Raw genomic sequence first — 20,655 nt, 5'->3', positions numbered from 1 at the left:
TTGCACTACCTATGAGGAGACCGACCAATCGGCTCGGATTGATGTCAAAAAATCGTAAACGCGAAACCGCCAATCAGCCGCGTCGAGTTGCTGCAAATTTTCTGAGTATGTCTGTTGGCTCATAGGGAGCTTGCGGTACTGGGGCGTCTCCCGTGTTTTCCAAAAACCAATCGATAGATAAGGATGCGATTTCACAGTACCGCGAAATCGCCGCCGATGGCGTTGATTTTGTGCCAGCAGAGTCACCGATGCGTGGAGCCGCCCAAAACACCAACCGCGAGCAAAACTTTGTACCGCCGATTTGCAAAATCTTGGACTCACGGATTGTTCAAACTGCCGGTACCACGAAAAGTGAAAAGAGAGACAAGGCGCACTATAGGAACGGGGCGTTCACATCGATGCAGGCCCTTCCGGCGGTGTACCAAAAAATGACAAAGGACAGCGTTAGCGCGGGACCACGGATTTGAAAAATCGTGGCACCATGATTTTGTGGCTGGATTGACGAATTCTTGTGCCACGAATCTGCGTGCCAGCGCGTACCGGAAATAAGCAAGAGTACCGCGCTCTCCGGCGAGGCTTGGCCGGTTTATCATGCGGCCACGGCGGGCAGTCTGATCATGGGGTCATCGCTCAAGGTGGCGATGATCGGCCAGCGTCATGATCACCCTTCCGGTTGGATCGGAATTTGGCTATTCTGGCGCCAATCAGGGGCGGATAAGCCGCCCATCTGGGAAATGACGGCTTGTATTCTGTTTCAGGATTGCAAGGGCCGCGTGGGGGGGCATGCATCCGGTATTAAGACGAATTATCTTCTGGCAGCCTTCGGGTCTGCTCCGCCCGGTAACGATGGTCGTTATCGTGCTGGTGGTGGCATTGCTTGTTGGCGCACACTTTCATTTGGGTCTCGAGTATGAGTTCCATCTTTTCCTTAGTTTGCCTGTCGTTATTGCTGCTTGGACTTTTGGTGCCGCCTTTGGCGTGGTGATCTCCACGTTGACGATTGTACTTTGGCTTTGGGCCGACTGGCTGCTAGACCAACACGAGACGCACACTATCCTGCTTGTCAATACCGGGATGCGGTATGTGATCTTGCTGACCGGTTTATTCCTGATCTCACAGATGCGGACCCTCTACGATTACTTCCACACGATGGCCCTCAAGGACCCACTGACCGGTTTGCCGAACCGGCGGGCATTTGAAGAGGTTGGGCACCAATCCTGGGCGATGGCGGTGCGGCAGCGGACCCCGTTTACCTCTATCTTTTTCGATCTTGATCGCTTCAAGGAAGTCAACGACACTCTCGGCCATCACGTCGGGGACCAATTGCTCAGGGTCGTAGCCGAAGGATTGCGGAAACATATTCGGGCCTGTGACGTGGCCGGCCGACTAGGTGGTGACGAATTCGCCCTACTGCTCCCGGACATGGGGCCGGTTCCTGCCGGGCGTTATGCTGATAACCTAAGGCTTGCACTCCTTGAGCTAATGAGGGCCAACGACTGGCCTGTGACCTTCAGCATTGGGGTTGCTTGCTACGTTGAGCCGCCGCCGAGTTTCCGGGCGATGTTGGCCGATGCGGACGGGCTGATGTATGAGGCGAAAAGAACCGGCAGAGACCGCATCCTGCAGCGTGAATTTGGTCCCAACGAAGCAGCTGATGACCTGCAAAACTCAACTGCTGGTTAAGATATGGCGCGACAATCTGAATGAGGATTGTCAGTTGCGGCGAAGAGGTGATCGGCGCTCCGCGCCATCAAATCAAGTTATATTTCGCCTTATCTTGAGTGACCGTTTCTGGCACATCCCGGTCATCCGCCAGGACGCAGCTACAGCACCTCTACCGCAGCGGCATCATCTGATCGTTGACCTCGATGTAGCGCTGCGTGGTGGACAGTCGGGTGGCCAGTTGCTCTTACACCTGATCAGCAAGCTCTACGAACAAACAACGGTGATCGTGACCACCAATCTGGCCTTCGGTGAATGGCCATCGGTGTTCGGAGATGCCAAGATGATGGCAACCAGCTGTGGCAGAACGACTTCACCTATCTCAAGGTGATTGGCTGGGGCTGGTTCTATCTCTCGAACTGCTCGCTTAAACGGATTCGCCCACATCTGACCTGTTTGTCCCGATCCCTGACCCGAAAAATTGTCCCGATAGTGTCACGACACGCTGCGGACAATGACGGTGAAACACCATAAAATCAGTTAGTTATTGGAACGCGTCGGCCATCCCCTAGGGGACGCCAATATTTCCATCACCTTGTAACGGTTTGACTTCCTGCTTTGCCGCAGGAGATGAAAGTACGAACTTTCTTGTCGTCACCGTTCTTTCAGTGACAGCACCAGCGTCATCGGCTGCGTGGGCGAGGCGATGAAACCAAAACGCTCGTAAAAGGCCTTGGCTTCTTCGGAAATCGCATGAACCAGCAGCCCGCGAATGCCAAGAATGTCTGCGGCTTCGGATGTGCGGATAACGGCATCTTGCAAGAGGGCAACACCCAATCCCTTGCCCTGCCAAGTCAGGTCAATCGCCAAGCGGCCAAGAATCGACATAGGTATCGGATCGGGCATGCTGCGCTTCACCTTGCCGGGGGCTTCGTTCAACGCCAACGCACCCGAGGCAAGGCAATAATAGCCGACAACTCGCTGCCCCTCGGCAACCACATAAGATCGGGAGGCCCCGCTGATCTGGTTTGGCCGCGCGCGCCGTTTCAGCCAATCGTCAAGGCTGGCGACACCGCAAGCAAATGTATCAAGCCCATGCTGATCTGATAGCAGAACCGGGGCCGACAGCATCAGGGAGTCCAGGGCTTCTTCGCCTTCATCAGGCGCTCGAATCCCTTGCCCTTGGGCGGTTGGTCGAGAACCTTGAGAAAGTGGTCGTAGGTTTGTTGATCAACGCGCACGAAGGTTTGATCCAACAACGCCTCCTCCGCCGCCCGCCTAGCCGCATCGATCATAAAATCCGAACGCGTTTTGCCGTGCGCCTTGGCGGCCCTGTCAATCAGGGTGCGGACATCATCGCGGACCCGCAGATTGACGGCATGGGTCGCTGAGGCGGAAGGGTGCGATTGCATGGCTATTCTCCTTAGCGGGAACCCTAGCACATTAGATACACAATGTGTATCCAATTCCGTGCCCGTCCCCCCTCTTAGAGAGTAACGGCAATCTCGAAGTTCCCGCTTTCATCCCCCGCGGCACGCCATCGCCCAATCCCCCCAAGCACCATAGTCTTTGAAAATCAATAATTATCGCTTGCTTCGCCGTGATGTGGATGGCCGTTCATATCCAATCCACATCCTGTCCACATCGCATCCCCAAGGTGAGGGTAGGGCCTTCTGGGTCCAAGCCATGTCCGCATTCAATCCTTTAGGGGGGAAGATTCATGTCATTTCAGCGTAAAGCGCTGGCCACGTTGCTTGGCTCGCTGTTGATCATTTTTGCGGCGGTCGCCTATCTGACCAGCAATCTGTTCGTGCAAAGCACCGAAAAGGCCGAGACCAGCCAGTACGAGCTGATGAAGAAGATCGTCGAATTCAACATCCAGGGTCTTGAGACCCGAGCGCTGGCCAGGGCCGAACTGGTTGCCAGCCTGCCCAATGTGCGCGACATGGTTGCCAAAAAGGACCGCGATGGTCTGGCCGCCGAATTGAAGCTGATGTTCGAGACACAGCGCGACAAGTTCGGCGTCGATCAGGCGCAGTTTCACCTTGCCCCCGCCACCTCGCTGCTGCGCTTGAACAATCTGCCCAAGTTCGGCGACGACTTAACTTCCTACCGCCCCATCGTGGTGGCGGTGAACAAGGACAATGTGGCCCGCAAGGGTCTGTCGATTTCGCGCTCGGGGCCTGGCGTGTTCGGCGTGGCTCCGGTGTTCGACCGCGCCGGCAAGCCGGTGGGCAGCTTCGAGTTCGGCAGCAATTTCAATTTGGTTCTGGACGGCATCAAGCGGGCTTATGGGCTGGAATCGGCGCTGTTCATGGACGAGGCGAGGCTTAAGTCGGCAGCGCCCGATCTGGGCGGCGACGTCTATTCCGAAAAGAACCGCATGGGCCGCTTCATCAAATACGGTTCGACCAATTGGGAATTGCTGCGCAATCTGGTGACCGATTCCGAATTGTCCGATCCCAGCATCGCCAGCAATCCCTATACCGCGGAATTCCAGGGCACGGCCTATGGCGTGGTCGCGGTTCCGCTGCTGAATTCGGCGGGCGACATGTTGGGCATGATCATCACGGCCAAGGATTTCAGCCCGACGCGCAGCACGTTGGGCCAATCCCTGATTTGGCTGAGCATGTTCGCCCTGTTCGGCCTCGTCTTCATGGCGGGCGTGATCATCGTGATCGTGCGCGGCGCCATCGCCAGCCCGCTGGCCGCCCTCAACCAGCGTTTCCAAAGTCTGGTCAAGGGCGAAGACGCCCAGCCGATCGAAAGCAGCGAAGGCTTCTATGGCGAGATCGGCGAGTTGGCGGAACATTACGAAAGCCTGCGCGCGCGCCAGTCAGCGGACGGCAGCAAGGCGGGTGCGCAATGATTCGCTGGCTGCTCGCAATTTTGTTCTCGCTGCAGGCCTTCGGGGCCGCAGCGCAGGACGACCCGGCGCAACTGCCCTGGGGACAGGGATTCCCGGTTCTGGTGCGCGCCGGTCTCAGTTTCGTCGAAGTGAAGGCGATCAACGAGAACGAAGGCAACTTCACCGCCACGGTGGATATGCGCCTGCGTTGGCGCGACTTGCGCTTGGCCTATCCGCCGTCGCAGGCCTCGTCAACCGGCTATGTCGACTATAAGGAAGACGCCGCCGAGAAGAAGCTAAGCGAAATCTGGAATCCCCGCTCCGAGTTCGGAAACATGAGCGGCGAGCCGACCTTCCAGAAGACCGGCCTGCGCATCTATCCCAACGGCCAAGCTGAATTGCTTCAGCGCACCACGGCCACTTTCAACACCGACTTCCCGCTGGAAAAATTTCCTTTCGACAACCAGCTTCTGACGGTGGAAATTCTGTCGCGCATCGAACCCTTGCAGAAAGTGCAGTTCGATTTCCGCCAGGACGAACTGGAATTCAGCAATACGCGCTACATTAAGGAAATCGATGGCTGGACGGTGGGGCTGGTCGAACTGGCTCCGACCCCGGTTCCATCTTGGCGCGGCGAAATGAATACCGGCGTAACGGTGGGGCTGGCGATCCAGCGCGATCAGGCCAGCCTGTTGGCCACCATCTTCGTGCCGCTCTTCTCATCGCTGCTGATTCCGCTGTTGGCCTTGTGGCTGAACAAGATGGAAGACGGTGAGTTCACCGTCGATGCGACGGAACTGACCAATATCAGCATCGGCGGCCTGTTCGCCGTCGTCGGCTTGAACTTCACGGTGAATTCAAGCTTCGTCAATCTGGCGGTTGGCGACAATCCGGTGATGCGCCTGTTCGGCTTGAACTACTTCTTGCTGGGCCTGTGCATCGCCATCGGCATTGTCTTCTATCGCTTCAATGCCGTGAAGAAGCTGTTCGGCCATCATGTGCAGAACGAATTGTTCGTCTACATGAACTGGGCCATTCCCTTGCTGGTGCTGTGTACGGCGACAGCCATGGTGATGATGGCGATGTTCTAAGGACGCGCTCGCCACCCTGCCGGGATGTTTCCGGCAGGGTGGGGCGCATGCCGCATGAAGCAGCAGGATCAGACCACGTATTTTTTGTCTTCAAGCAAGATATGGTTGCGCAGCCAGTCGGCCACGAAGTTGGCGACCTTGTCGCCCAGGCTGTCGTTGCCTTCGTAGAAATTCGCGCGGATGGCCCTTAGCTCATCGACCAGATCGCGGTGGATCGCCTCGTGGCGCTCGATGCCGCTAAAACCGATCCGGCGCAGATGCTCCTCTTCTCGCGTGAAATGGGCGGACGTATAGCCCAACAGCTCGTCCAGCACGAATTCCAGCACCGTCCGGTCGCAGCGATTGGCGGGCAGGCTCATCTGATTGACCAGACCGATCAGCGTCTGATGATCGCGGTCAAGAACGGGATGGCCGACGCTCATCGTCTCCGACCAGCGGATGACCGGCGTTTTGCGACGTTCCTCAAGAACCAGCAGGGTCGCTGAAATGATTTGCGGATCGAACTGACGTCCCGCTTGCTGGGCCAGATAATTGATCGCCTCTTCCTCGGTCCATGCCCGCTTGTAGGTTCTGTCGCTGGTCAGGGCGTCGAAGACGTCGGCGACGGCAACGATGCGGGCTGCCAATGGTATCTTGTTCTTGCAAAGCCCCTCGGGATAGCCCGATCCGTCATAGCGTTCATGATGGTAGCGGGCAATCTCGGCGGCGATGCGCAAATACTCGCTGTCGGGCGCTAAGGACAGCGCCTTGGTCAAGATGGCGGCTCCGGCGGCGGAATGTTCCTGCATGGCCAGCCGCTCGACCTCGTCAAGCAGCCCCGGCTTTCTTAATAGATCGTCGCCTATCGCCACCTTGCCCACATCGTGCAGAATGCTGGCAAAGCCGATTTGGGCGCGGAAATCCTGGTCGATCTCGTTGGGAAAAACCCTGGCGTTGTCAAGTGCGCGGGTGATCTCCTGGGTCAGGCGCGCCACACGCATCACATGCTCGCCGGTGTCGGTGTCGCGAAACTCGGCCAAGTCGGCCAGGGCAAGCACGGTGGCGCGTTTGGCGTTCTTAAGCTGCACTGATGCGGCCAGCTCGGTCTTAATTTCGGCGTAACTGAAAGCGTAGCCGCCGCTGTCCAGCGGCGCTCCCGTCTCTTCCAACATGCGCCCATCAAGCAACAGCCATTGGCGGCAGATTCTTTGCCTGTTGCGAACCGGGGCCAGTCTTTCTTCCAAGATGGCGTCGTCGATATCTTGGCCAAACATGCCGCGTTCTGAAAATATCCGAATGATAGCCGCGTAATCGGCCTTGGCGTGGCAGACGCGCTCCTTCAGGTCGAACAGACGGCGATATTTGGCGCTTGCAAATGCGATTCTGGCGCGGGCATCCAGAATAAGCACGGCTTGGTCCAGGCTGTCGAAGGCCTCGGCCATCGACAATGCTGGCGTCGCTTCAAGACGATCCAAGGGTGATTCCCTCGTCTCGGAATCAAGATGGGACATTCGCAGCTCCTAAAGACGATGCAGATTGTTTAAATAGGCATAAAATATTGACAGCATATGCATGGCCTGTGAATGGCGGTCCACAAGGTTACAATCTTGCACCCTTTTCCTGGACGCAGCGCTTACGAAGACATTACCATAAAAAGTTGCCTGACATTGGAGTTCGTTGTGCGTCGCCTAGGTATCTTCCTTTACTGTGTTATGTGCCTTGTCCTTTGCGGACAAGCTGCCCTTGCCAAGGCGTTGCCTTGGGATATGGTCGTTCCGCCCGCCTTCAAACATTTGAACTCCGCCAATGGACTGCCCTATCCGGTGGCCTTCTCGATCGAGCAGGACGGCGACGGATATATCTGGGTGGCGACGCCTGGCGGCTTGGCGCGTTGGGATGGGCTGCGCCTGTCCGTGTTCAGACACGATGAAAAGGACAACGGCTCGCTGCCTGAAAACATCGTTACCCATCTGCACACGGATCGGCAGGGAAGGTTGTGGATCAGCAGCGCATCCGGAATCATCTCAAGGTTCGACGCGCCAAACCGCAAATTCATTTCCTATCGCGACAATGGCAGCGGCGTTGGCCGGGTGCTCGATCTGGCCAGTGACGACAAGGGCGGCGTTTGGATTGCGGGCAGGCGAGGCTTGGCCAAGCTGGATTCCAAGACGGGGGATTGGAAAGCGCAAGGCGCGGCAGAGGGCATGCCGCAAGGCGAAGTGACCAGCCTTCTCGTCGACAGCAAGGGCCGCGTATGGGTGGGAAGCGCCGAAGGCTTGATGCGAAAGGATGATGCCGATCAGCCGTTCCAGCGCGTGGCTATGCCGACGCGCCCCAAGGTCGGGAAACTGACGGCCTTGTTCGAGGACAGCCGCAACACAATTTGGTTCGGAACCGGGAAGGGCTCCGTCGGCACGGTGGATGTGGAAAAAGGTCAGTTGAATTTCGAGCCGACCCTGCCGCTGACCGGACATCAGGTTTCCGCCATCGTTGAAGTTGGTCCGGGGGTGCTGTGGGTCAGCGAATTCGGAAACGGAATTCGCGAGCTTCGCACGCCGTCCTTCCAAACCAGACACTTCCAGAACAATCCCTCTCTGCCAGCCAGCCTTGGCGACAATTCGGTCACCGGATTGTTGGTTGACCGCTCGGGCATCGTCTGGGCCAGCACACAGGCAGGCGTCAGCTACAGCCTTCCCGTCAACCGACAGATCATGACCATCGTTCCCAGCCCGCCGAGGGGGTTTCAAGGAACGGATGTCAGAAGCCTTGCCGCATCGGAAAAGGGCCGCGTGTGGGTTGGCCATAGAAGAGGCGGCATCGCCCTGCTCGATCCGGTCTCGAATGTGCTCAAATCCATTCCAACCGGCAACCAGCCCGGCGACCTGCCGGTCGGCACCGTCCAGACCATTCTTGACAGCGGCGACGGCAAGCTGTGGGTCGGTCTTCCCTCGGGCCTGTATCGGGTCGATCCGGCAAGTGGACAGACCGCTCCCTACATGCCCTTGGCGAACACGGATGTGCGCGCCCTGCTTTTGGACAAGCGGGGCCTTTGGGTGACGGGTTCGGAAGGGCTGGCGCTAATCGCGTCCGAGAATGCGCCGCCTAAATTCTTTCGCCCGTCGCGCGACGATCCAACCAGCATCAGCGACGCAAGCGGTATGGCGTTGGGCCAGGACAAGCTGGGCCGAATATGGGTGGCGACGCAAAGGGGGCTTAACCTGCTGGAAGACGAGAAGGAGGGCAAATTCCGCCGCTTCGTCGCCGATCCAGGCAACCCCGATGGCTTGCGCAGCGACGTCGTTGCCAGCATTGGGTCGGACAGCTTAGGTAGGTTCTGGCTGGGCACAGGCGAAGGCATCGTCATATTCGATCCTACGCAGCCGGGAGAGCCGAAGTTCAAACGTTTGGGCGTTGAGCAAGGGCTTCCTCATGACACGGTTCTGTCGGTGATTGAGGGCGCCGATGGATTGATGTTTGCGGGAACCGGCGGCGGCTTGGCCGTCATCGATCCCAAGGACTTTTCAATTCGCACCATCGAAGCGGCGCAAGGTGCTCAGATCGGCACCTTCTGGGCGGGATCGGCGACAAGGCTTGGCGATGGAACCTTGGCGCTGGGCGGCTTCGGCGGCATGGTGGTGATCCGTCCCGGTCCGCTTCCGGAATGGAATTTCAAGCCGCCCGTGGTGCTGACCGAGGTGCGTGTTGGCCGCAGGGCGGTTGCGGCATCAGGCGCCATCGCCATCGATCCAGAACATCGCGGCTTTTCGGTGGAATTCGCCTCGCTCGATTTCACGGCGCCTGAAAAGATCCGCTATGCCTACCGCTTGGTGGGCAGCGACAGGGATTGGATCAGCATTCCGGCGCGCCAACGCTTTATCCGCTACGCCAATTTGTCGCCGGGAAAATATCGCCTGGAGGTCAAGGGTAGCAACAGCGCTGGCAGCATGAACGCCGAACCGGCAAGCCTCGATATTCTGGTTCTGCCCGCCTGGCATCAAACTTGGTGGTTCAGGCTGTTGATCGCGCTGGCCTGTCTTGCCGCCTTGGTTGGGCTTTGGCACGGGCGCAAGCTCTATTATCTGCGCCGCGAACGGGAGCTAACCTTGCAGGTGGCGGCCAAGACGAGCGAGGCGGAGGCGGCCATGCGTCGCGCGATGGCGGGAGAGGAGGAGGCCAAACGGGCCAAGGAAACGGCTGAATCCGCCGATCAAATGAAATCGCGTTTTCTGGCGATCATCGGCCACGAAATCCGCACGCCCTTGAATGGCCTGCTAGGCATGCTGCAACTGCTTGATCCACGCTCGCTCGAGAAGGGGCCGCGCGAATTGCTGAGCACGGCGAAAGAGGCTGGCAATAATTTGCGCTATCTGGTCGAGAGTATTTTGGAATATGGCCGCAGCAGCGTCAAAGATCCCGAGATTGCCTTGAGCGACGTCGAGCTGCATCGGCTGGCGGCCGACACGCTGGCGCTGATCCGCCCGCAGGCGCAGGCGAAGGGCCTTGACCTGATCTTGAAGGTGCGCCCGGAGCAACCGCTTTGGATACGCTGCGATCATATCAAGCTGACGCGTATCTTGATCAATCTATTGGGCAACGCGGTCAAGTTCACCGATGCGGGAAGCATTACGGCGGACCTTTGCGTTCGGGGAGATGGCGATAACTTGCGCCTGTCAGCAGCCGTCATCGACACGGGAATCGGCATTGGCGAAGAAATGAGCGAAGCGATCTTCGGCGATTTCGTGCAGGCCGACGATTCGATAACAAGAAGATATGGCGGCGCTGGTTTGGGTCTGGCCATATCCAGGCGCATGGCCGCTCAAATGGGGGGGACGCTGACCGTAGACAGCCAAGTGGGGACGGGAAGCAAATTCCTACTCGACATCCAAGTTGAAGCGGCAAAGCCCATTCTTGAAGCCGAGGTTAGCGAAGTTCAGTCGTCAACGCCCAGTTTGCGGGTCTTCGTGGTGGATGACGACGAAATCAATCTGCGCGTCGCCAGGCAATTGCTGTTGCGCCTTGGCCACAGCCCCACTTGCTTCAAGAGCGCCAAGGATGCGATCAAGGCGCTGCCCGGCGCCGACGTCGATGCGATTCTGATGGATCTGCGCATGCCCGCCATGGACGGCATGGAGGCGACGCGCCGGATCCGGCAGTGGGAGAAGGATCGCCATGGCAGGCTGCGGATTCTGGCGATGACGGCCGATCTGTCCAAAGACATTTGGCGGCAATGCGAGGAAGCGGGCATGGATGGCGGCGTATCGAAACCCGTGCAGATGGAGAAGTTGAAAGAGGCCCTTGACGAGATCGAGCTGCCTGACCTGCCGATCTATCCGCGCGGCAACGCCCTGGACAAAGGATTTATTAGCGCGCAGTTGGAGATGTTGGGGGCTGGCGAAATGATTCGCCTGGCGCGCTTGTTTCAAAGGTCGTCGCGTCTCATGATTGATGTCATGGAGGCGGCTGCCCTGGCGGGCGACAATCAGACCGTCGAGGCCCAGGCGCACAGAATGCGTAGCGCGGCAGGCCCGCTTGGCTTGGTGGATGTGGCCGACAAGGCTGGGCGGGTCGAGGAAGAATCGCGAGGCGCTTCTACAGCGCATCTTCAGACGCTGGTCGGCATGCTTCGCAAGGCGCGCCGATCCGGCTTGGAGGCGCTGGGCGCCGCCTCGCGCAGCCTTGGCGCGGATCAGGACGAAACGACGGGGGCGGCGAACCTGTAGCCGACGCCGGGCACTGTGACGATGACGGTGCTTAACCCACTCAACAGGTTCAGCTTGCGTCTTAGGCGGGAAACCAGGGAATCGACGGTGCGCGTATCGCCTTCGCCCGAGCGCGTGCTGACCACTTCGGCCAGAAAATCGCGGTACAGGGGCCGTCCTTCCGCTTCGACCAGGGCCGCCAACAGGTCGAACTCGCCGCGCGTCAAGGCGATCTGCTCGCCGGAATTGACGGCCAGTTCGCGCCGCGTCAGGTCAAGAATATAGGGGCCGAAGGACAGAATGGTGGGCCGCTTGCCGGGCGCGCTGTACAGCTTTCGCCTGCGCAACAAGGCGCGCGCGCGCGCCATCAATTCGCGCAAATTGACCGGCTTGGTCACGTAATCGTCGCCAGCCGATTCCAATCCGACGACGCGGTCGATTTCATTGTCGTTCTGGGTCACGAAGATGATGCCGACTTGACTGGCGGCGCGCACTTCCTGGGAAAAGGAAATGCCGTTGGCGTCGGGAAGGCGTATGTCGACGAACAATAAATCAATCGGGCCGCGCTTCAGGATCTTGCGGCATTCCGAAGCGGTTCCGGCTTCCTGAACGTCGAACCCCTCGCCGGAAAAGTAATTTCCGATCATCGATCTGGTGACCGGGTCATCATCCAGCACGACAAGGCTGGGCCGAGCCTCTCTACTCGCCCTCGATATCAGCTGGCTATTTTCAAACATTCTTTTTCACGTCAAACAAGCCTCTTGGGGAAAAATTATAGTTCTTCAAGCTCTTATTCACAAGAAGCGAAGGGGTTATAAGCCTTTTGGCGGATCGTGCGATAATTAGCGTCGATCTACGGGGGCGCATACTGATCGGCGAAATCGCCGCTCAACCCCTTCTTCGCAGGATCGGTGACATTTCCGCACTCCCCGTACTTTTTCGTCATCGTAATTAAGGGAAGGGTTTCATTTCAGTGCGCGGGCTGTAAATAGTACAAATGCATCAAAGCCGCACATTTGGATAGCGCACGCTCGTATAACTCCGAGTCACTCTGCGACGCGGAGTTATACGTGAATCTGCTCTAGGCGGTTACGGCTTGTCCGGCCCGCTTCGCAAGGTGCGCGACGCCAGGATATTCGTCAGTTCGCCTTTATCAGAAACGCCGACTTTCTTGTAAATGTTGGCCAGCGTGTTGCGCACCGTAATCGGGGAAATTTCCAACTGACGGGCGACTTCCTTATAGCTAAGTCCGCTCGCGAACAGGCCTGCGACTTGCTTTTCTCTGCGTGTCAGATCGTCGAAGCGGTCTTTGCGCCTTGCGGAAAGAAGAAACAATTCTCCCTGGGGTTGAGACAGAATGACGATTCTGACTCCGACAAATTGGCAAGGCGTCGCATTCAATAAGTTGCGTGGCGCGATGGCCCCCGGTAATTGGGGACCCTGCCAGTCCGGCCATTCCTCCTTGATGATTTCAAGAAACAAGGGATGGGTGTGATGGAGCGCTCCGCCGGAATCGGCGACGGCCATCGAGCTTCCCCGATCTTGCATGGCGACAGAATGGTCTAAAAAAGCCAGTGCCTGCGAGCGCAACACCGCTTGGATGTGGGGCGAGGCAAGCTCGTGAAGACAGCGCTCGGACTCCGTATAGGGAACGTCCTTAAAGCGATAGAGGGAAATAATGCTGAATAGTTTCGTGGCTGGGTCGAGCAGGTAGATGGCAAGAAGATGACGGATGCCGTGGCTGGAGAACAGTTGGGGAAATACTCGCTCAAAGCCTGGCGTGTGCGCATTCACGATATTCCCTTTGCCAGGATTTGCCAGCTGATGGGCGATCATTTTCGCCCGCGCCTCATAATTTTCCGGCAACTGCCAGAAAGCAGAAATCTCGTTGGGCAGATTGTAGAAATGCATGTAGTGGATGGCGGGGTCGTGGGGAAAGCTGGGTCCGTACCGCGTGCCGCTCCAAAGGGCGGCGTCATGCGCAATCAGCTTGGCGTAGCGGTCAAAAATAAGGTCGATGAACTTTGACCGGTCGCAACGCGTATCGACTTGATAGATGTCAATAAGGCAGTTGCTTAATTGATGCAGCCGATCCAGGGCAAGGGGCTGGTCTTGCTGTGTCGACATCGGCAAAGGATCAAGGAAAGACATTCAAGACCCATGAACTAATCTGACGAAGCGAAGCCGCAAAAGTTTGAACCGCGCCATGCCGCCCCTGTTCGTTAAAGCAATTACTTGTTCTTTGGAAAGGAGCCGCATGCCAGGAAGTTACCTGATTTGCCGGAATGGTAAAACAACGGCTTCACGCAAAATAAGCCATAAGTTTTCGATCGATTAGCTAATGAAATGCCCGCAGTCCGCTTGTCAGCGAGGGAACCCTCGGATGGATGCGGCCTGTTTAGAAAACAACCCATTGCAAACATGGACATGACATCTTTGGGTAGGATTCGGGAAAACGCCAAGCTGTGGATGGCTGTCAATATCCCATCGACATATTATCCATATATTGAATTTACTATCAAAAATATAAGCTAGCCACTCGATTGAATTCACACGAATTCATGGGCTGCTTAATGAAACATCCAGGAGGGTGAGGGTATGAGAAAATTGATTCTGGCCGCGGCGACAGCCCTGGTTCTGCATTCCGGCATGGCCATGGCAGCTGGCGCCATCGCGGTTGACGACGAAGCGGGGATCGGGGCCAGCGATGTCGGCTTCGGCGTCGGTTCTGGTTCGACCCGCGAGGAAGCCGGGGCCGACGCCGTGCGCGAATGCAAGAAGGCGGGCAATAAAAGCTGCAAGGTTGCCGTGCGCTACGACACCTGCGGTGCCTATGCCGTTTCCAAGGAATATTCAGGCATCGGTTGGGGCAGCAGCGAATCCGCGGCGAAGAAGAAAGCGTTGGATGAATGCGGCTCGGGCTGCAGGATCGTCGTCTCCGACTGCGACAATTAATCCGCTAGCGCTTTGGCGCACAGGAAGGGTCCTCGCAAGGGGGCCTTTCCTGGCGCGCCAAGGGCAATAAATTCGTAGCTATGACATGAAATCGTTTGGGGGAGCCTGACATGGGTCTTATCGAAAAGATCGTCGACAACAAGACATTCCAGTGGTTCATCATCGGGGTGATTCTGGCCAACGCGGCCATCCTTGGTTTGATGACCATGGAACTTACGCCCGAGACCCACCATTTGCTGGAAGTTCTGGACAATGCCTGTCTGGTCATCTTCTGCATCGAAATCGCCATGAAGCTGCTGGTCAGGCGCTTGGCCTTCTTCAAGGACGGCTGGAACGTGTTCGACTTGATCGTGGTTGGCATCGCCCTGGCGCCGGCGACCGGCGAACTTGCCGTGTTGCGAGCCTTGCGCGTCCTGCGACTGATGCGTCTGGCCTCGGCGATTCCCTCCATGCGCCGCGTGATCAACGGCATGTTCGCCGCCATTCCCGGCGGCGGTTCGGTGGCCGCCGTTCTGTTCGTCATGTACTATGTGGCGGCGATCATGGGCACCAACTTCTTCGGCAAGACCGTTCCCGCCCATTTCGGCGATTTGGGAACGACCTTCTTCACGCTGTTCAAGATGATGACGTTGGAAGGCTGGCCGGATATCGCATCCGACGTGCTGGAACATCATCCCAGGGCGTGGATCTTCTTCGTCATCTTCATCGTCTTTACGACCTTCACCACCTTGAACCTGCTGTTCGGCATCATCGTTGACGCCATGGAACAGGCCAAGGAGGCGGATGCCCGCACCAAGATGGCCGAACAGGGCGTCGAGATGAGCGAAGAGTCGAATGAAATGCGTTTGGCGATCATCGAAGGCGACGTCAAATACATCCGCACGCTGCTGACCGAAATGGCGCCCGACAAGGTGCCGCACCGGCCCGCCGGGGAATAGTGGGCAAAGGGGAACGGGGGTTCCCTGACGATACAGACTGGGACGGTGAAATCCATCAGTCATGGATTTCGATGGGGGGGGAAGGCGCTGCATCAAATTTGATGGATGCAGACGCCTTGGGTGCGCGCGCGACGATGCGATCGACAACGCAACTTTACGAATCGGCCACAATGCAAACTGAGGCGGCAAGACATATGTGTTTCTTCGCGTCAAAAAGGGTCCTTGTCATGCTGGGTATCCTGTTGACTATCGCGTCTGCGCAAGCGGAGCCCGTTCAGGAGCGCGCCATTCAAAAGATCCTTGACGGCTATGTCGAGCAAGAGGATTTGCCCGGCGGCGTGTTGCTGGTTTCGATGCCGGGGCAACGCATCCTGGCCGTATCGGGAATGGCTGATCGGCGTCGCAAGACGCCGGTCGAGGCGGACAGCCGCTTCTACGTAGCGTCGGTTGGGAAGTTGGCGACGGCGACGGCGGCGCTGCAGTTGATCGAGGAAGGAAAGCTGGACGAAAACGCGCCAGTGGCGTCGCTGGTGGGCAAGCTGCCAAATATCGGAAAGCTGCCCAACGCCAAAAAGGCCAAGCTGGGTCAGCTTCTCGATCACACATCGGGCATTCCCGATTACCTGACCGACGATTTTGCGCAATTCTACCATGCCAACACAACCCGCCTGACGCCGGAACGCGTGCTGCCCTTCGCCTTTGAGGAAGAGGCGACTGGGCGCCCCGGCGAGGCGCATGAATACAGCAACAGCAACTATGTCTTGTTGGGCGCCGTTGTGGCGCAAGCCGATGGCGCGTCATTCGAAAGCGCGCTGCAAAAGCGCGTGCTGGACAAGGCCGGGATGCGCGACACGACGGTCGGCGCCACAGGCGAAAACGTGAAGCTGGCGCACGGCTACGCAGATCTGGAGGAAGACGGCGAGGAGGTGGATGTTAGCCAGTCTGCCTGGAACAGCCCGCTTGGCGATGGCCCGCTGGTCACGACGGCAGGTGACCTTGAGCGCTTCGTCTTCGCGCTGTTCAGAGACGGAAAGCTGCTCAAGCCCAGCACGCTGGCGCGCATGATCAAACCTTCGGTTCACGATGAAGAATATGGTTTGGGCGTTCAGTTGGGCGAAAGCAAGTGGGGCCAATGGGTCGGTCATGATGGCCTGGAAGATGGGTTCGAAGCCGAGGTGAGGTACTACCCCGAGCGTCAAACGGCGATCATCTTCATGACGAACGGCAACGCGATCAGCGACGAGAGCGTTACGGACAAGGTGGCGATTGCGCTGTTCAAGGCGGAGAAATCCGAGAAGGATCCGTCAAAAAAGCGCAGATGATTTGCGGCTTGGCGCTGGGCGTTTTCCCGGCGCGAATTGGAAAGGGGAAAGACCTTCCCCAAAGCAATGTGAGCGGATTGGCCGTTCATATCAAGCGTGGCGGCCTCAAAGCCGACATGCAGAAAAGGAGCGTTACATGAAGTCGATGATGATTATGCTTGCCGCTCTGTTCTCGTTGAGCGTTTCAAGCGCCGCTTTCGCGGCCGACGAGTACAACAAGGTTCCCGCCGGAGACGCTCAGTACAAGGCTTGCAAGGCCTATGCGCTGAAGAAGTACGAAGGCGGCGAAGAAAAGAGCCCCATCGCCGGTCAGACCAAGGCGGAAGCTTGGTGTACCTGCATGTGGAACGAGACGCCTGAAGACTTCAAGGGCAGCTTGGCCAAGTTCTCCGAGACCGCCAAGGGTGCTAAGACCAACAAGATCTGCGAAAAGTACTCCAATTGGGGTGATTGATCGCTGTTGCGGCGCTAAAAACGCCGCACCGGTATAAATGCAAAATGCCGACGGATGCCCCTAGCGTTCGTCGGCATTTTCATGCGCTAGTGGCGCGACGGGGCGCAAATGTCGGAATGGGCCACTAGTGGAGCGAATTTGACATTCGAGTCCCACGGTCAGCGCGCTTGATCTCGAATGTCAAATACAAAAGCTCCACTAGAAACATATAGTTGCTAGTGGTCCTGTTGATTCCGACATTTGCTTTCGAGACTGCCGCGACGGGGCGCAAATGTCGGAATGGGCCACTAGCCATGGACATTCCAGGTAGAAATACATATTATAAAATTCACGGCGAAAATGGGGCCGGACCCATGCTATCCAAACAGCGTCGCTTCCCGGCTCCCACCCAACTGGGTTATCCTGTCCTGGGGTGCGTCAATGACAGCAAATCGGGGACAATTGCCGATGAATCACGGACCTTCGCGGATGAAGCCGCTTAGAAGCGGCAAACCCGCTTCGTTGCTTTATGAGCTTCCACCGCTTGGCATGGACGAAGAGGCACTGACCCTGGATGTGCGCCGCTATTTCGGCAGCCTTTTGGGGCGCGACAAACATTGCCGTTCGTCGCACTATCCCTACCGCGCCTTTGTGCTGGCGGTGCGCGACCGTTTGATGGAACGCTACAAGAGAACGCGCAACGCCTATGAGGCGGCGGACGCCAAGCACGCCTATTACCTGTCACTGGAATTCTTGATGGGTCGCAGCCTGTCCAACGCGCTGCTCAATCTGGGGCTGGGCACGGCCAGCGAAGCGGCGATGAAACGGCTTGGCCTGGATTTGGAAGAGCTGATTGACAACGAACAGGATGCGGGGCTGGGCAATGGCGGCCTGGGCCGTCTGGCCGCCTGCTTTCTGGATAGCTGCGCCAGTCTAAGTTTTCCGGTCATGGGCTATGGCATCCGCTATGAATACGGCATGTTCCGCCAGAACATCGAGAACGGACGCCAGGTCGAAGAGCCCGATCATTGGCTGAGAGACGGCAATCCTTGGGAATTGGAGCGCCCCGAACATACTAGGCGCGTGCAATATTACGGGCGCACCGAACATTACCGCGATCCAAGGGGCCGTCTTTACGTGCGCTGGGTGGATAGCAAGGATGTGCTGGCCGTTCCCTATGACGTGTTGGTGCCGGGATACCGGAATGGCACGGTGAATGTATTAAGGTTGTGGAGCGCTGCGGCGACCGACGAATTCGACCTGGGCGAGTTCAATGCCGGTTCGTATCCTGAATCGGTGGCGGCCAAGAATGCCGCCGAAAACATCACCATGGTTCTGTATCCCAACGACGCCAGCGAGAACGGCAAGGAATTGCGTTTGCGCCAGCAATATTTCCTGGCCTCGGCCAGTCTGCAAGACGTGCTGGAACGCTGGGAATTGCATCATGGCGACGACTTTTCGCAATTCGCCGCCAAGAACTGTTTCCAGTTGAACGACACTCATCCCAGTTGCGCCGTGCCGGAACTGATGCGCCTCTTGATGGACGAGCAAGGCCTGGAATGGGACGAGGCCTGGAGGGTCGTCACCTCGACCATGGCCTACACCAATCACACATTGCTGCCCGAAGCGCTGGAAAAGTGGCCGGTTCGCCTGTTTGGCTTGCTGTTGCCGCGCCTTTTGGAAATCATCTACGAGATCAACGCCCGCTTCCTGACCGAAGTGTCGCGCCGCTGGCCGGGCGACAGCGCTCGCATGGCCCGCATGTCCTTGATCGAAGAAGGCCCCGATCCGCAGGTACGCATGGCCTATCTGGCCATCGCGGGCAGTTTCTCGGTCAATGGCGTGGCGGCCCTGCATTCCGATCTGCTGCAAAAGGGTCTGTTTCGCGATTTCTACGAATTATGGCCGCACAAGTTCAACAACAAGACCAATGGCGTCACGCAACGCCGCTGGCTGGCCTCGGCCAATCCCGAACTGTCGCGCCTGATCTCAGACGTCATCGGCGAAGGCTGGATCACCAAGCTGGATCAGTTAAGCGCCCTGGCCGGCAAAATCGACGACGCCTCCTTCAAGGAACAGTGGCGGCGCACCAAGCGGCTGAACAAGGAGCGCCTAGCCCGCATGGTTAGGCATGACTGCAAGGTCGATTTCGATCCCGACGCCCTGTTCGACGTGCAGGTCAAGCGCATCCATGAATACAAGCGCCAGCTTTTGAACATCTTGCACGTCATCCATTTGTACGCCCGCCTGAAAAACGGCGACAACGCCAACTGGACGAACCGCTGCGTGTTGATCGGCGGCAAGGCAGCACCTGGCTACAAGATGGCGAAAAGCATCATCAGCCTGATTTGCAAAGTGGCCGATGTGGTCAATAGCGACCCCGACATCGATGGCCGCTTGAAGGTGGCCTTCCTGCCCAACTACCGCGTATCGGCGATGGAAGTCATAGCGCCCGGCACCGATCTGTCCGAGCAGATTTCGACGGCGGGCAAAGAGGCGTCGGGAACGGGCAACATGAAATTCATGATGAACGGGGCCGTCACCATCGGCACGCTGGACGGGGCCAATATCGAAATTCTGGAAGAAGTGGGCGAGGAAAATTTCTTCTTGTTCGGCTTGACGGCCGAGCAGGTGGAAGCCGCCAGAGCCGCTTACGATCCCCAGGCCATCATCGATGCCGATCCCGATTTGGCGCGGGTGATGGAACTGCTGGAATCCGGCCATTTCAACCGCTTCGAAAAGGGGCTGTTCGATTCCATCATCGACGCCATTCGCAGCCCGCACGATCCTTGGCTGGTGGCGGCCGATTTCGGCTCGTTCGTCCAAGCGCAGGAAAAGGCGGCGGCGGCTTACCGCGACCAAGACAAGTGGACGCGCATGAGCATCTTGAACACCGCCCGCTCCGGCAAGTTCTCGACCGACCGCACGATGGAAGAATACAACGCCGAAATCTGGAAGCTGACGCCGGTGACGGCGGGTTAAGATGTCGCTTGCATAAGCAGTGGGTGCGTCGGTTCCGAGAATGGATCGACGACGGTCGTGCCCCGCCATGTGAAGCCGTGTTGCATGTCTTCGGAAAGAAGGATCCGGCATCCATTCTCGGCAACGACGCTGAGTATCAGCGCATCCCAGATCGAAAGGCGATGGGCAACTGTCAAATCCAAAGCGGATTGAAAGGCCGTTGCGGTGGTTGCGCAGGTGGAAAAAGCATCCTGCCAACAGGCGATGGCGTCTCTGGCCTGCTGGTTTGGCCGCTTCATTTTTGACGTCAGGACGCGAAACAGCTCACCCAACGCCTGCACCGGCACCATGACGCCATTTGCCGGAAGGGCCTGAAGCAGGGCAACAGAGCGTTCCTGGCGGAACGCGTCGTTCACACCCTCGGCATAGGCCAGGATATTGGTGTCGAGGCCGACGATCACGCCTCATCCTCATACAACTCGTCACGATCAAAGCTGATGCCCATGGCGGGTTGGGCGGACAGATGCTTGAACAAGTTGGCGCGGGCCAGCCGTTTCGGTTCAGCCAAGGCCGGGGTGGCTGGCAAGATGACGGCGACCGGGCGACCGTGCGACGTCACCGTCACGCTTTCACCTTCCTGAACGTTGCGAAGCAATTGCGAGAAGTGCCGGTTGGCGTCGGCGGCTGAGACATGGCGCATGGCACCCTCATGTAGATAATTACACTACAATATCGCCAGGTGCTGGAATGATCAAGCAAAACAAAAG

At 57.8% G+C, this 20,655-nt stretch carries 17 protein-coding genes and 1 pseudogene; 11 read left to right on the top strand and 7 right to left on the bottom strand.

Going from position 1 to position 20,655, the window contains the following annotated elements:
- Positions 1-152 precede the first annotated feature (152 nt).
- The 3 genes and pseudogenes from HQL44_11335 (at position 153) to HQL44_11325 (ending at position 2,053) form a co-directional block, all read left to right on the top strand.
- The gene (locus HQL44_11335) at positions 153-467 is read left to right on the top strand and encodes a hypothetical protein (protein ID MBF0269173.1); all 315 of its coding nucleotides are present in this window, start codon (positions 153-155) and stop codon (positions 465-467) included.
- 316 nt (positions 468-783) lie between these two features.
- Entirely contained in the window at positions 784-1,683 is a 900-nt protein-coding gene (locus HQL44_11330; protein MBF0269172.1) for a GGDEF domain-containing protein, read from the top strand.
- A gap of 205 nt (positions 1,684-1,888) precedes the next feature.
- A pseudogene (locus HQL44_11325) lies at positions 1,889-2,053 on the top strand (ATP-binding protein).
- Positions 2,054-2,316: 263 nt separating this feature from the next.
- Here the strand turns inward: HQL44_11325 and HQL44_11320 are convergent.
- Both HQL44_11320 and HQL44_11315 read right to left on the bottom strand, forming a co-directional pair.
- The gene (locus HQL44_11320) at positions 2,317-2,793 is read right to left on the bottom strand and encodes a GNAT family N-acetyltransferase (protein MBF0269171.1); all 477 of its coding nucleotides are present in this window, start codon (positions 2,791-2,793) and stop codon (positions 2,317-2,319) included.
- Positions 2,793-3,074, bottom strand: a complete 282-nt coding sequence (locus HQL44_11315; protein MBF0269170.1) for a DUF1778 domain-containing protein — start codon at positions 3,072-3,074, stop codon at positions 2,793-2,795. The genes HQL44_11320 and HQL44_11315 overlap by 1 nt, the downstream gene beginning before the upstream one ends.
- A gap of 308 nt (positions 3,075-3,382) precedes the next feature.
- Between HQL44_11315 and HQL44_11310 the strand changes: the two genes are divergently transcribed.
- Positions 3,383-4,531 (top strand): hypothetical protein, encoded by a 1,149-nt coding sequence (locus HQL44_11310; GenBank protein ID MBF0269169.1) that lies wholly within the window; start codon positions 3,383-3,385, stop codon positions 4,529-4,531.
- On the top strand, positions 4,528-5,601 hold the full coding sequence (locus HQL44_11305) for a hypothetical protein (protein MBF0269168.1): 1,074 nt from the start codon (positions 4,528-4,530) through the stop codon (positions 5,599-5,601). Before HQL44_11310 ends, HQL44_11305 begins: the two co-directional genes overlap by 4 nt.
- Before the next feature lie 68 nt (positions 5,602-5,669).
- Here the strand turns inward: HQL44_11305 and HQL44_11300 are convergent, their stop codons facing one another.
- Positions 5,670-7,091, bottom strand: a complete 1,422-nt coding sequence (locus tag HQL44_11300; GenBank protein MBF0269167.1) for a bacteriohemerythrin — start codon at positions 7,089-7,091, stop codon at positions 5,670-5,672.
- 255 nt (positions 7,092-7,346) lie between these two features.
- Here HQL44_11300 and HQL44_11295 point away from each other — a divergent pair, with 255 nt between their 5' ends.
- A complete protein-coding gene (locus HQL44_11295) occupies positions 7,347-11,300 on the top strand; it encodes a response regulator (GenBank protein MBF0269166.1) in 3,954 nt (1,317 codons plus the stop codon).
- On the opposite strand, the gene HQL44_11290 is transcribed toward HQL44_11295, so the two are convergent.
- The gene (locus tag HQL44_11290) at positions 11,267-12,016 is read right to left on the bottom strand and encodes a response regulator transcription factor (GenBank protein ID MBF0269165.1); all 750 of its coding nucleotides are present in this window, start codon (positions 12,014-12,016) and stop codon (positions 11,267-11,269) included. The two genes, HQL44_11295 and HQL44_11290, sit on opposite strands and share 34 nt — an antisense overlap.
- A 352-nt stretch (positions 12,017-12,368) precedes the next feature.
- The gene (locus tag HQL44_11285) at positions 12,369-13,190 is read right to left on the bottom strand and encodes a helix-turn-helix transcriptional regulator (protein ID MBF0269164.1); all 822 of its coding nucleotides are present in this window, start codon (positions 13,188-13,190) and stop codon (positions 12,369-12,371) included.
- 687 nt (positions 13,191-13,877) lie between these two features.
- On the opposite strand from HQL44_11285, the gene HQL44_11280 reads away from it, so the two are divergent.
- The 5 genes from HQL44_11280 to HQL44_11260 all read left to right on the top strand — a co-directional run bounded on the left by HQL44_11280 (position 13,878) and on the right by HQL44_11260 (position 19,909).
- Entirely contained in the window at positions 13,878-14,234 is a 357-nt protein-coding gene (locus HQL44_11280) for a DUF4189 domain-containing protein (protein ID MBF0269163.1), read from the top strand.
- Between the two features lie 110 nt (positions 14,235-14,344).
- Entirely contained in the window at positions 14,345-15,172 is an 828-nt protein-coding gene (locus HQL44_11275; GenBank protein ID MBF0269162.1) for an ion transporter, read from the top strand.
- A 227-nt stretch (positions 15,173-15,399) separates the two neighbouring features.
- Positions 15,400-16,494 (top strand): beta-lactamase family protein, encoded by a 1,095-nt coding sequence (locus HQL44_11270; GenBank protein ID MBF0269161.1) that lies wholly within the window; start codon positions 15,400-15,402, stop codon positions 16,492-16,494.
- A 136-nt stretch (positions 16,495-16,630) separates the two neighbouring features.
- Positions 16,631-16,948 (top strand): hypothetical protein, encoded by a 318-nt coding sequence (locus tag HQL44_11265; GenBank protein ID MBF0269160.1) that lies wholly within the window; start codon positions 16,631-16,633, stop codon positions 16,946-16,948.
- A gap of 528 nt (positions 16,949-17,476) precedes the next feature.
- Entirely contained in the window at positions 17,477-19,909 is a 2,433-nt protein-coding gene (locus tag HQL44_11260) for a glycogen/starch/alpha-glucan phosphorylase (protein MBF0269159.1), read from the top strand.
- On the opposite strand, the gene HQL44_11255 is transcribed toward HQL44_11260, so the two are convergent.
- Positions 19,906-20,349: a PIN domain-containing protein gene (locus HQL44_11255; GenBank protein MBF0269158.1), complete on the bottom strand. Its 444-nt coding sequence runs from the start codon at positions 20,347-20,349 to the stop codon at positions 19,906-19,908. The two genes, HQL44_11260 and HQL44_11255, sit on opposite strands and share 4 nt — an antisense overlap.
- Positions 20,346-20,588: a type II toxin-antitoxin system Phd/YefM family antitoxin gene (locus HQL44_11250; GenBank protein MBF0269157.1), complete on the bottom strand. Its 243-nt coding sequence runs from the start codon at positions 20,586-20,588 to the stop codon at positions 20,346-20,348. Before HQL44_11250 ends, HQL44_11255 begins: the two co-directional genes overlap by 4 nt.
- Positions 20,589-20,655: the final 67 nt, after the last annotated feature.

This window comes from Alphaproteobacteria bacterium (genome assembly GCA_015231795.1).
Taxonomy (GTDB): Bacteria; Pseudomonadota; Alphaproteobacteria; order Rhodospirillales; family WMHbin7; genus WMHbin7.
Note: the sequence above shows the minus strand (reverse complement) of the source record. Positions and strands in the feature narration are given on the sequence as shown.